Annotated in this window: 11 protein-coding genes; 7 read left to right on the forward strand and 4 right to left on the reverse strand. The window is 68.5% G+C overall.

The window, feature by feature from the left end:
- Nucleotides 1-44: 44 nt before the first annotated feature.
- The 7 genes from ASE59_RS07545 (at nucleotide 45) to ASE59_RS07575 (ending at nucleotide 7,872) form a co-directional block, all read left to right on the forward strand.
- Complete coding sequence (locus tag ASE59_RS07545) at nucleotides 45-1,268, forward strand: hypothetical protein (RefSeq protein ID WP_056454518.1); 1,224 nt, start codon at nucleotides 45-47, stop codon at nucleotides 1,266-1,268.
- Nucleotides 1,265-2,221: an AAA family ATPase gene (locus tag ASE59_RS07550; RefSeq protein ID WP_056454521.1), complete on the forward strand. Its 957-nt coding sequence runs from the start codon at nucleotides 1,265-1,267 to the stop codon at nucleotides 2,219-2,221. The genes ASE59_RS07545 and ASE59_RS07550 overlap by 4 nt, the downstream gene beginning before the upstream one ends.
- The gene (locus tag ASE59_RS07555) at nucleotides 2,218-3,447 is read left to right on the forward strand and encodes a DUF58 domain-containing protein (RefSeq protein WP_056454524.1); all 1,230 of its coding nucleotides are present in this window, start codon (nucleotides 2,218-2,220) and stop codon (nucleotides 3,445-3,447) included. Before ASE59_RS07550 ends, ASE59_RS07555 begins: the two co-directional genes overlap by 4 nt.
- Nucleotides 3,444-4,430 (forward strand): stage II sporulation protein M, encoded by a 987-nt coding sequence (locus ASE59_RS07560; RefSeq protein ID WP_056454527.1) that lies wholly within the window; start codon nucleotides 3,444-3,446, stop codon nucleotides 4,428-4,430. The genes ASE59_RS07555 and ASE59_RS07560 overlap by 4 nt, the downstream gene beginning before the upstream one ends.
- Complete coding sequence (locus ASE59_RS07565; RefSeq protein ID WP_056454868.1) at nucleotides 4,423-5,316, forward strand: RDD family protein; 894 nt, start codon at nucleotides 4,423-4,425, stop codon at nucleotides 5,314-5,316. The genes ASE59_RS07560 and ASE59_RS07565 overlap by 8 nt, the downstream gene beginning before the upstream one ends.
- Nucleotides 5,317-5,363: 47 nt before the next feature.
- Nucleotides 5,364-7,133, forward strand: coding sequence for a sensor domain-containing diguanylate cyclase (locus ASE59_RS07570; protein WP_056454530.1), 1,770 nt, complete (start codon nucleotides 5,364-5,366; stop codon nucleotides 7,131-7,133).
- A 70-nt stretch (nucleotides 7,134-7,203) separates the two neighbouring features.
- Entirely contained in the window at nucleotides 7,204-7,872 is a 669-nt protein-coding gene (locus tag ASE59_RS07575) for a hypothetical protein (protein ID WP_235515678.1), read from the forward strand.
- Nucleotides 7,873-7,880: 8 nt separating this feature from the next.
- On the opposite strand, the gene ASE59_RS07580 is transcribed toward ASE59_RS07575, so the two are convergent.
- The 4 genes from ASE59_RS07580 to ASE59_RS20590 form a co-directional block, all read right to left on the reverse strand.
- On the reverse strand, nucleotides 7,881-8,720 hold the full coding sequence (locus tag ASE59_RS07580) for an HpcH/HpaI aldolase/citrate lyase family protein (RefSeq protein ID WP_056454537.1): 840 nt from the start codon (nucleotides 8,718-8,720) through the stop codon (nucleotides 7,881-7,883).
- Nucleotides 8,717-9,166, reverse strand: a complete 450-nt coding sequence (locus ASE59_RS07585) for a MaoC family dehydratase (RefSeq protein WP_056454540.1) — start codon at nucleotides 9,164-9,166, stop codon at nucleotides 8,717-8,719. Before ASE59_RS07585 ends, ASE59_RS07580 begins: the two co-directional genes overlap by 4 nt.
- Entirely contained in the window at nucleotides 9,163-11,022 is a 1,860-nt protein-coding gene (locus tag ASE59_RS07590; RefSeq protein WP_056454543.1) for an acetyl/propionyl/methylcrotonyl-CoA carboxylase subunit alpha, read from the reverse strand. The genes ASE59_RS07585 and ASE59_RS07590 overlap by 4 nt, the downstream gene beginning before the upstream one ends.
- Nucleotides 11,023-11,134: 112 nt before the next feature.
- The gene (locus ASE59_RS20590; RefSeq protein ID WP_235515679.1) at nucleotides 11,135-12,037 is read right to left on the reverse strand and encodes a DUF3088 domain-containing protein; all 903 of its coding nucleotides are present in this window, start codon (nucleotides 12,035-12,037) and stop codon (nucleotides 11,135-11,137) included.
- Nucleotides 12,038-12,149 lie beyond the last annotated feature (112 nt).

The following is a 12,149-nucleotide window of genomic DNA, read 5'->3' on the forward strand; positions in this document are numbered from 1 at the left end:
GGAGGGGAGACGCAGACCCGCGGTCCAACGATGGTCAGTCCTAAGTGAACTCGTCCTCGCCCTTTGCGGTCCGTACCGTCTTCATCCTCGTGATCGGCGGCGCGCTGCTGCTGCTCGCCTCGATCCTGATGTCGGGCTTCGGCGACGAACTGTCGCGCGCCGTCGGCGACGCCCCCGCTGCCGATCGCAAGGACGGATCGGGCTATCACGCGCTTCGCCGGCTGGTCGATGCGGTGCAGCCGCCCGAGCGCAACGACAAGGATACGTTGGACAATCCGGCGATCCTGATCCTGACCCCCACGGAGACGACGCGCCCGGAGGATATCAAGACGATCGTCGACCGGCGTATCGCATTGGCCAGTGCGACCACCGGTGGCGAGGACTTCGTCAAACGCGAAGGCCATCCGCTGATGCGCTTTCCCACCCTCATCATCCTGCCCAAATGGCAGACCGAGGCGATTCCGTTGGGAGGGGGGAAGGTCCGCCGTACCGGCGTCGTGAACCTCAACCGTGTCGAGAAACTGGTCCCGGCCGAAATCGAATGGCATCATGAGGACCGCGAGAATGTCGGCGTCAGCGCCGACTATCCCGAAATACGCCCCTTCGCCGTCCCCGACCGGCCGCTCTACGCGGTAAAGGGCGCGACCGTCGAACCGCTGATCGGCGCGCGCGACGGTGCGGCGGTACTGGGGCAGATCGGTAGCAGCGACACCTTCGTGCTGGTCGATCCCGATCTGGTCAACAACCGCGCCATGGCGGACGAACGCAATGCGCAGGCCGCGCTTGCCATGCTGCGCGCGATCGACCCCGAACATGACGGGCGCGCCGTGTTCGACCGCTCGCTCCATTACACGCGCGGCGACCGCAATCTGGTCAAGCTGCTGTTCCTGCCGCCGTTCCTCGGCGTGACCCTCGCGCTGATCGCCGCCGCGATCCTTGCCGGCATCGCCGCCGCCGGGCGCTTCGGTCCGCCGATCGCCGATGCGCGCGGGGTGGCGCTCGGCAAGCGCGCGCTGATCGACAATATCGTCGCGCTGACCCGGCTGGCGCGACGCACCGCCCGCGCGGGCGAACGCTATGCCGACACGATGCTGGAGGTGACGTCGCGGCGGTTGCTGGCCGGGGAAATCCCCTCCCCCGAACGGCTCGACCGCATCCATCCCGGCTATTCCGACATCGACCGCCGTCTGCGCGATGCCACCACCGAGGGTGAGGCATTGGCGGCGGCAAAAGACCTGCACGCATGGAAGAAGGAAACAGGCGCATGACGCTCGACGAGGTACGGTCGCTGGGATCGGCGATCGACCGGGAGATCAGCAAGGCGGTGGTGGGACAGGCGGGCGCGGTCCGGCTGCTCACCATCGCCTTGTTCTCGGCCGGTCACGTCCTGCTCGAAGGACCGCCGGGCACGGCCAAGACGCTGCTGGCGCAAAGTTTCGCGCGCACGCTGGGTCTCGATTTCGGGCGCATCCAGTTCACGCCCGACCTGATGCCGGGCGATATCATCGGCTCCAACCTGTTCAATTTCCAGACGTCGCAATTCGCGCTGACCCGCGGGCCGGTCTTCTGCGAATTGCTGCTGGCCGACGAAATCAACCGCACCCCGCCCAAGACGCAGGCGGCGCTGCTCGAGGCGATGCAGGAACGCCGCATCACCATCGACGGGCGCACCGAACAACTGTCGGACCGCTTCACCGTCGTCGCGACGCAGAACCCGATCGAGCAACAGGGCGTCTATCCGCTGCCCGAGGCGCAGCTTGACCGGTTCCTGTTCAAGATCGCGATCGGCTGGCCCGATCTCGACGCCGAACGCGCCATCGTCGCCCAATATGGCACCCGCACCGGCACCCCCGCCCCGCAGGATTCGGGCGTCGAACAGGTCGCCGATGCCGGCGCCATCGCCGCCGCGATCGACGCGGTCGGACAGGTGCGGCTGGTCGACGAGGTCATCGACTATATCGTCCGCCTGATCCGCGCGACCCGCGAACATGGCGACCTGTCTTCGGGTGCCTCGCCCCGCGCCGCATCGGCGCTGGCGGCGGCGGCACGGGCGGCGGCGGCGCTCGACGGACGCGATTACGTCCTGCCCGACGATGTGAAGACGCTGGCCCCCGCGCTGCTGCGCCACCGCCTGATTCTGTCGCCCAGCGCCGAGATCGACGGCCGCCGCATCGACGATGTCGTCGCCGGGCTGATCGCATCGGTCGAAGCGCCGCGATGATCGTCCCCAGCCCCCGTGCGATCCAGCTGACCGCGCTCGCCGCGCCGGTCGGCCTCGCGCTGGGCGTGCTGGCCCCGGCGGCATGGATCGCCGCACCGATCTGGATCGTCGGTGTGCTCGCACTGATCGTCGCCGACGCCCTGTTGGCGAAACAGCCCGCGACGGCGCTGCCCGACCTGCCGACGACGCTCAACATCGGCGAGACGTTCCGGCTGGGCAACGCCGACCTCGCCGCCGCCATCGACGGCCCGGTCGAACGCTCCGCCCCCGGCGAATATCGCGCGGTCCGGCGCGGCCGGGCGCGGCTGCATCGGCTGTGGACGCGGCAGGCCGGTCCGCTCGGGCTGGCATGGCGGCAGACCAGCCGCAAGACCGATCGCACCATCGCCATCCTGCCCGACATCCGCCCGGTCCGCGATCAGGGGATGCGCCAGTATCTGAACAGCGTGTCGGCCGGCAACCGCCTGCGCCGCGACCATGGCGACGGGCAGGATTTTCAGGTCCTGACCGATTTTCAGGCGGGCATGGAGCGCCGCTCGATCGACTGGAAGGCATCGGCCCGCCACGCGTCCTTGCTGGCGCGCGAATTCCATACCGAACGCGACAATATGATCGTCTTCGCGGTCGATGCCGGCCGCGCGATGACCGATCCGGTCGGCGACGTGCCGCGCATCGATCGTGCGGTGTCGTCGGCGCTGCTCGCGGCCTTCGTCGCACTCAAATCGGGCGACCGCGTGCGGCTCTATTCCTTTGCCGCCCGGCCGCAGGTCGACAGCGGCAGCATAGCGGGCGGCACGCGCGGCTTCGCCCGGCTGCACCACGCCGCCGCCGATATCGATTACGGTGTGGAGGAGAGCAATTACACGCTCGGCCTCGTCACCCTCGACCAGAAGCTCGACCGGCGCGCGCTGGTGGTGCTGTTCACCGAATTCACCGACACCACCAGCGCCGAACTGTTGCTGGCGGCGGCGCAGCGGATGTTGAAACGCCACCGCGTACTGTTCGTCCTCTTCCGCGACCTCGAACTGGAGGGCGTTCGCGATGCCGTGCCCGATCGCGCCGACGACCTCGTCCGCGCCAATGTCGCCCATATGTTGTTGCGCGAGCGGGCGATCGTCGTCGAACGGCTGCGGCGCATGGGCATCGACGTGATCGAGGCCGCGGCGGACGCGATGCCGCTGGCACTTGTCGAACGCTATGTGAACCACCGGGAGCGCGGACGATGAGTGTCAACTTCGGCGCCCATCATTTCCGCACCGAACGCGAGGCCGATTGGGCGCGTCTGGAGGAACTGCTCGACAAGCTGGAGGCGAAGTCCCCCCGCCGCCTGTCCGACACCGACCTGATCGACCTCCCGAGACTCTACCGCGCGACACTTTCGTCACTTTCCATCGCCCGCGCCACCTCGCTCGACGCGTCGCTGGTCGGCTATCTGGAGGCGCTGTCGACCCGTGCCTATTTCGCGCTCTATTCCGCCCGCGAACCGTGGGGCCGGCAGATAAAGGCTTTCTTCACAACGCATTGGCCGCGTTCGGTCCGCGCCATCGCGTGGGAATTGCTGCTGTCGACCACGCTGCTGCTGCTCAGCGCCTTCGCCGCCTATCACCTCGTCCGCACCGATCCGGCATGGTATTCGGCGATGATCTCCCCCGAACTCGCCAGCGGTCGCGACATGAACGCGACGCCTGCGACGCTTCGCGAATCCCTTTACGGCAAACCCGGCGAAGCCCCGCTGGAAATCTTCGCGACCTCGCTGTTCACCCATAATTCGCAGGTCGCGATCCTCGCCTTTGCCTTGGGGTTCCTGTTCGCGATCCCGACGATCATCCTTGCGGTGCAGAATGGCGCGATGGGCGGGGCGATGTTCGCCGCCTTCGTGCCGCACAGCCTTGGCTGGGGGCTGTTCGCGTGGCTGATGATCCACGGCACGACGGAGATCGCCGCGATCGCCATCGCCAGCGCTGCCGGCATCCATATCGGCCGCGCCGTCGCCTTTCCCGGCGATCGATCGCGCATGACCGCCGCCGCAGAGGCCGGGCGGCGGGGGGCGATCGTGATGATCGGCGTCATTCTGATGCTGCTGATCGCCGGGTTGCTGGAAGGATTTGCGCGACAACTGGTCATCGACGACAGCGCACGGTTGGCGATCGGCGGCGGGATGCTGGCACTGTGGATTACCTATTTCAGCTTCGGTGGCCGGCGTGGCTAGACGTCCGCGCAAGCCCCGCCAGCCACGCACGCTCGACCGGCAACTGGTTACGCCGGAGGGGGTGCCGCTCAACCTGCGGCTCGGCTCGGCCGGTGCGCGTGCGGGGGCGTTCACGATCGATGCGATCATCATGCTCGCCATTCTGATCGGCACCACGCTGCTGATCGCCGCACTGGCGATAGGTGGCCCGAGGGGCGCGCAATCGCTCTACGCCATCGTCTGGCTGCTCGGCTTCTTCGTGCTGCGCAATTTCTACTTCGTCCTGTACGAAGCCGGCCGGCGTGCGGCAACGCCGGGCAAGCGGCTGATGAAGCTGCGCGTCGTGTCGCGCGACGGCGCACGGCTGACCGGTGCAGCGGTGCTGGCCCGCAACCTGATGCGGGAGATCGAGGTGTTCCTGCCGCTGATGTTCCTCGGCTTCGCCTTTGCCGAGGGGATGGCGTCGCGCTGGACGGCGGTACTGGCACTCGGCTGGGCGTTGATCCTGCTGTTCCTGCCGCTGTTCAATCGCGACCGGCTGCGCGCGGGCGACCTGATCGCCGGAACCTGGGTGGTCGAGCGCGAGGTGCGCAAGCTGGGCGAGGATCTGCTAATCCAGACCGCACACGAAAAGGATCGCGCCCGCATCGCACCCTTCACTGCCGCCGAACTCGACGCCTATGGCGCGTTCGAATTGCAGCGGCTGGAGGATGTGCTGCGCCGGAACGACCGGGCCGACATGTTCGCGGTCGCGAGTGCGATCCGCCGCAAGCTTGGGCGAAGCGACGATGGCGCCGACCTCGCCTTTCTCGAAGCCTATTATGGCGATCTGCGCCGACACCTGGAACGCAAATTGTTGTTCGGAGAGCGCAAGCGCGACAAATTCGATCGTATCGGATCGAACTGACGCAATTCTATACGCCGAATTAACGGATCGTCGGCACTAGTCGCGTCATGGCTACCGGCAAATCCAGACTTCAGATCGGGCTGTTCAGCGGCCTGATCTATTTCATTCTGGCCGCCGTCGCCATCAACCCGGTTCATAGCAGCGGCGTCGCGACCTTCTGGCCGGCGACGCCCGTCCTGCTGGCGCTGCTGATCGCGCATTCGCGCCGCAAATGGGGTGCAATCCTGATCGGCGCGAGCGTGGGCAGTCTCCTGGCGTCCAGCCTGTTCGGCTTCGGCTTCTTCAGTGCCTTTCCGATGGCGGCGGCAAAGATCGGCGAGGTTGTGGTCGCCATCGGACTGTTCAGCCGAATGAAGGTGCGGCGCGGGTTTCTGGGCTCGCTCGACCGCATCTGGCGCCATGTGTTGACCGTTGGCATCATCGCTCCGGCCCTGGGCGCGACGATCGCAGCCGCGGTCACCGCCACGCGTTATGACCTGCCGTTCGCCCATCAATGGCGGACATGGTTCGTCGGGCACGGGCTGAGCATGGTCGCGCTCACCCCGCTCGTCTCGCTGCTGTTCTCGGGCGCCGCCACGCGCTGGTGGCGCAGCGCGACCCGGCAGATGCGGGGCGAGGCGGCGTTGCTGCTGGGCGCCACGGCGGTCGTCGCGGTGGGGGTATTCGGGCAGGATCGTCTGCCGTTGCTGTTCCTGCCGATCCTGCCCGTCATGCTCACTACCTTCCGGCTGGGCCTGATCGGTGCCGCGACCTCGACGATGGTGCTGGCGGCGGTCGGCGGCTATGCGACGCTGCACGGCGTGGGGCCGGCGAATTTCCTGGGCGGCGACATTCATATCCGCTTCGAATTCCTGCAACTCTATCTCGCCAGCACGGTGCTGACCGCGTTCCCGGTCGCGGCCGATCTCAGCCGTCGCCAATCGCTCTACCGCCGATTGCGCGAGAGCGAGGCGCGCTACCGCCTGCTGGCCGACCATTCGAGCGATATCGTCCTCAGCATCGATCGGCAGGGGCGCATCGCCTATCTGTCGCCGTCGATCGAACCGGTTGCCGGCAGATCGCCCAGCCAGTTGCTGGGCACCCGCGCGCTGCAACTGGTGCATCCGATCGACCGCGACCTGGTGCTGGTCGCCCACCGCGACGCGATCCATGCGCCGACGGGCACCCAGATCGTCGAATATCGCGTCCGGGTGGCCGACGGCGCGCTGCGCTGGTTCGAATCGCATACGCGTGCGGTGACCGATGAGAACCGCGCGGTCACCGGCACCGTATCGATGATCCGCGACGTGTCGCACCGCAAATCACTGGAGGCCGAGCTGTCGCGCGCCGCGTCGACCGATCCGTTGACCGGCCTGGCCAACCGCCGCGTGTTCGACGCCGCCCTCGCCGCCCGCATCGAGGTTGCGGCGCAGGGCGAACGCGCCGGCAGCGTCGCGGTGTTCGACCTCGACCATTTCAAGACGGTCAACGATCGGTTCGGCCATGATGTTGGCGATCATGTCCTGCAATCCTTCGCCCGGATCGCGCGCAGCGTGGTGCGCGAGGAAGACGTCGTCGCGCGGCTGGGCGGTGAGGAATTCGGTATCCTCTTTCCCGGCGCCGATATCGCCCGCGCCCAGTATCTGAGCGAACGACTGCGCACGACACTGGCAGCGACGCCGCTGCGTCATGGCGAGGCGCTGGTCGAATTGACGGTCAGCGCCGGGATCGCCGCGATCGATGGTGGCGAAAGCGCCGCTGCGGTCCTGCGCGCCGCCGACCGCGCGCTATACGCTGCAAAGGCGGAGGGGCGCGACCGGCTGCGACTGGCGGCATGACGGCGCGGTGGCGGCAGCGGCGCAATTGGTGATAGGGTTGGCGACCTTGGGCGAGCAGAGGAGGCGCGGTTTGCGCGAGACATGGTATCGCGACCCGCGATTGGGACTGGCGGTGGCGACGATCGCGGCGATCGCGGTGGGGTTTGCGGCCGGATCGACCGAGGAACCGCTGTGGCGCGTGCTGCTGCTGGCGATGGCCGGGTTCGCCCTGATCGGATGGGGATGGTTCGCGATCCAGGGGATCGGCTGGCTGTGGCGGCGACCCGACCGGCGCGAGATATTGCAGGCGCTGACGCTGCAAGAGGCGCAACAGACCTTCAATCAGGCGGCATGGGGCCGGTTCGACCGGGATGCGACGATGCTGCGCATGCTGCTGGCCGAACGCGCGCTGATCCCGATCGAGGCCGAACTGGTCCGCCACGCAATGGCGGTCGAGCAGTTCGATGCGGTGGCGCAGGTGCTGCCCGGATTTTCGCGATCGGCGGCCTATTGGTACGACATCGCGTCGCAGGGCCATGCCGGCCTGCCGCACGCGACCCCGACCCCGAGTGCTACCGCATTAGAGGAAGCCGCCGCCGACCTGCCGGCAACGCAATTGTCCGAGGAAGATCGCCGAGCGGCGCTCCATTATCTGGCGGTGCGCAAGCGGCTGACGACGGACCGGGCATTGGTCGAGCGCGAACGGCGCGCGGCGCTACGCAAGCTGGCCGCGCCGCCGCCATCGATCCCGGTCGAGTAGCGTCGTCGTTACCGGAGCGCCAGAACCCGCTGCGCCTGTTTCAGGTGCGGCGCATCGACCATCCGGCCATCGACCTGCAACGCGCCGGCATCGGGCTGCGCGGCGAAGGCATCGACGATCGCCTGCGCTCGCGCGATGGCTTCGGGTGTCGGTGTGAAGGCGGCATTGATGCCGGCGACCTGTGCCGGGTGGATCGCCATCATGCCGGTAAAGCCGTCCCAGGCCGCCCGGGCGGCATAGGCAGCCAACCCCGCTTCGTCCCGGATCGCCGGATAGACGGTATCGATCGCCGCCACCCCGGCCGCGTGCGCGCCGAACAGGGTCAGCGAGCGGGCGAGTTCATAGGGTGCGGTATAGCGACCATCGTCCTCGCGGGCGGTGGTCGCGCCGATCGCGGCGGGCAGGTCCTCCGCCCCCCAGGTCAGACCGGCGAGGCGGCGCGCAACCGCCGCATAGCTGCCGATCTGGAAAATCGCCGCCGGCGTTTCGGTCGCGATCGGGAGCAGCAGGAGATCGGCAAGGCCGCGCTCGGCCAGCAGCGTATCGATGCGGGCGATCGTCGCCGCGCCCTCGGCCTTGGGCACCACGATGCCGTCAGGTCGGGTGCCGAGCAGCGCGTCGAGGTCGCCGACCGCCAGCGCCCCGTCGACCGGATTGATGCGGACGAAGCGCGGGACCGCAGCCGGCTCGCTCAGCCATCCGGCGACCGCGGCGCGGGCACTCTCCTTGGCAGAGGCGGCGACCGCATCCTCGAGATCGAGGATCAGCGCATCCGCGCCGCTCGCCGCCGCCTTGGCGAAGCGATCGGGCCGGTCGCCGGGCACGAACAGCAGCGAACGCAGCCTCACGGCCGGCGCTTCAGCAGGGCGCTGCGCAGGCAGCGGCAGACGATTTCGTCGCGCTGATTGTGCAGTTCGTGGGTGAAGGTGACGATGCCGGCATCGGGGCGCGAGCGGCTGTCCTTCAGCGCGGTGACCTCGGTCGTGGCGCGCAGCGTGTCGCCTATGAATACCGGCTTCGGCATCACCAACTGGTCGTAACCGAGATTGGCGACCAGTGTGCCAAGCGTCGTCTCCCCGACCGACAGCCCGACCATCAACGCGAAGGTGAAGGTGCCGTTGACGAGGATCTGTCCGAACTCCGACGCCCTCGCCGCCTCCGCATCGATGTGCAGCGGCTGCGGGTTGTGGGTCATCGCCGAGAACAGCAGATTGTCGGTCTCGGTCACCGTGCGGCGGATCGGGTGGTCGATCCGGTCGCCGATCTGCCAGTCGTCATAATAGCGTCCGGTCATGCGGAGCCCTTGTCGATACGGGCGAGGACGACGCCTTCCGCGACCTGCGCGCCTTCGCGGGCGGACAGGTCGGCGACCACGCCGTCGAACGGGCTGAGCAGCGCCTGTTCCATCTTCATCGCCTCCAGCACCACCAGCCGCTGACCGGCGATCACCCGGTCGCCCGGCGCCACCGCGACCGCGACGATGCGGCCGGGCATGGGCGAGAGGATCGCGCCGTCGCCGGCGCTGGCCGCCCCGCCCTGCCCCGCGACAGGCGTAGCGAAGGGGAAGGCCTCGCCGGCGGCGAACAGGACGCGTTCGTGGGCGACCTGTGCGATTTGCCCCGCCGCGCTTGCCGGGGCGAGGTGGGTCGTGCCGCCGATCGAGACTGCGACGCGGGTGTCGGCTTCGGCGTTGAGGCGGAAGCCGGCGAGTGCGTGCCACGGATCGGTGGGGTCGGTCGCAATCAGGGCCGCCGCCGCGCCGCCGATCACCGTTTCGGGCGGGGTGCCGGTCGGGACCAGCGTTTCCAGATGGCGTTCGATGAAGCCGGTATCGATCCGAGCGGCCACGAAATCGTCGTTACCGGCACAGCGGGCGAGGAAGGGGGCGTTGGTGCGGACCGGCCAGACCTGTACCTGCGCGGCGGCCTTCGCCAGCGCGGCAGCAGCAGCGGTGCGGGTCGGGCGGTGGACGATCAGCTTGGCGATCATCGGGTCGTAATGCGGCGTCACCGCATCCCCCTGCCGCACGCCGGCATCGACGCGGATATCGTCGGGAAGTTTCAGGTGCGTCAGGAGTCCGGTCGAGGGCAGGAAGCCGGTCGTCGGGTTTTCGGCGTAGAGGCGCGCCTCCATCGCCCAGCCGTTGATCGACAGCTGGTCCTGCCGCAGTGGCAACGGTTCGCCCGAGGCGACGCGCAGCTGCCATTCGACGAGGTCGGTGCCGGTGATCGCTTCGGTCACCGGATGTTCGACCTGCAGCCGGGTGTTCATCTCCATGAACCAGATGCGGTCGGCGCTAAGTCCTTGCGATCCGTCGGCGATGAATTCGATCGTGCCCGCCCCGACATAGTCGACCGCGCGGGCGGCGCGAACGGCGGCGTCGCATACGGCGGCGCGGGTGCCTGCGTCCATGCCGGGTGCGGGGGCTTCCTCGATCACCTTCTGGTGGCGGCGTTGCAGCGAGCAGTCGCGTTCGAACAGGTGGACGGCATTGCCGTGGGTGTCGCCGAAAACCTGCACCTCGATATGGCGGGGCGACAGGATGTATTTCTCGATCAGCACCCGGTCGTCGCCGAACGCGGCGGCGGCTTCGCGGCGGCAGCTGTCGAGCGATTCGGCGAAGGCTGCGGGGTCGTCGACGCGGCGCATCCCCTTGCCACCGCCGCCGGCCACCGCCTTGATCAGCACGGGATAGCCTATCGCGTCGGCCTCCGCGCGCAACCGGTGGGGCGACTGGTCCTCGCCCAGATAGCCGGGGGTGACGGGCACGCCGGCGGCGATCATCCGCGCCTTGGCCGCGTCCTTCAGGCCCATCGCCCGGATCGCGGAGGCTGGGGCGCCGACCCAGATCAGGCCGGCGGCGGTAACGCTTTCCGCGAACTCGGCATTTTCGGACAGGAAGCCATAGCCCGGATGGATCGCCGCTGCGCCGGTTTCGCGGGCGGCGGCGAGGATTTTGGCGCCGTCGAGATAGCTTTCGCGGGCCGGGGCCAGGCCGATGCAGACCGCCTGATCGGCCTCGGTCACGAAGGGCAGGTTGGCATCGACGTCGCTGTGGACGGCGATGGTGCGGATGCCGAGCCGGCGGGCGGTGCGGAGGATGCGGCGGGCGATTTCGCCGCGATTGGCGATCAGCAGCGATTCGATCACCGGGCACCCCCGAAGTTGGCGAAGGTGTCACGTATGCGCATGTCGCGGGCGCCAGCGGCGGCGCGCCCGGCGGGCGGGACAGGATAGGTCGGGGCACGCGTGTAGGAAAGCGTCATGGATGCGCCTCCGGAAAGCCGTGGCGGATATGGAGCGCGTGGAGCAGCCCCTTGAAGTCGCTGACGAAGCGGGTGTCTCCGTGGCGGCCGTCCGCCAGCGAGGCATCCGCGTTCGACGCGAGGACCAATAGCGGCAGGTTCTGATGCGCCTCCCCCACCACCGCGATCACCGCGTCGCGGGGACGCGGATAGGGGATGCGGATTATCTCCAGCTCTGACGCCTTGTCCGGGAAACGTGCCAGCAGGCCGTCGATGGTGACACAGTCGCGGCAATAGAAGCTGCGGCCGGGCAAGGCCGGGTCTTCGAATTGCGGGTTGAGCAGATAGAGGCGGTCGCGCATGGGCTGTTCCGTGGAGATGAGATTGGCGTCGGGATCGACCTTCGTCGGCGACGGGTCGGGCGGTTGCAGGGCGGGATCGACCGGTGCGCCGAACATCGCGGCGGCGGCAAGCGCGAGGTCGCGGGCGCTAACCTCCGGCGCGGACAGCGGATTTGGCTGAAAGGCATCGGCGATCGCCGCGCGGGCGGTGACGGGGTCGGGCGCGAAGGCGGCGGCGAGACGCTGGGCGATCACCTCGGCATGGGCGGTGGTCGCCTTCGCCTCGGGCGACAGCGTGCCGCCGTCGCGCGGGCCGGGGGCCGCGGCCAGTTGTGCCTCAACTTCGGCGGTCACGCGCGCGACGGTGTGGAGGAAATTCGACAGCGCGGTGCCGGGCGGCAGGCTGGCGATGGCGCGGGTGACCATGGCGAGGATCGCGTCGTAGGCGACGCTATCGATGCCGGTGTTCGGGCCGGGGGTAAAGCCGGGTGTCGGGCCTGTGGGGGTTTTGGTGGGGGTGAAGGCCGGTTCGGTGAGCCGGGTCGGGCGGATCGGTGGGAGGTTGGAGATGGTGGTCATACGCGCGTGCCCGTGGCGGATGTGGCTCTATTGCTTCCCTCCCTGGAAGGGAGGGGTCGGGGGTGGGTCGGCCCGAGAGCATGGGTAAGCGTGCCGCAACGGGCCGACCCAC

The sequence above is a fragment of the Sphingomonas sp. Leaf10 genome (assembly GCF_001421245.1).
GTDB lineage: Bacteria > Pseudomonadota > Alphaproteobacteria > Sphingomonadales > Sphingomonadaceae > Sphingomonas.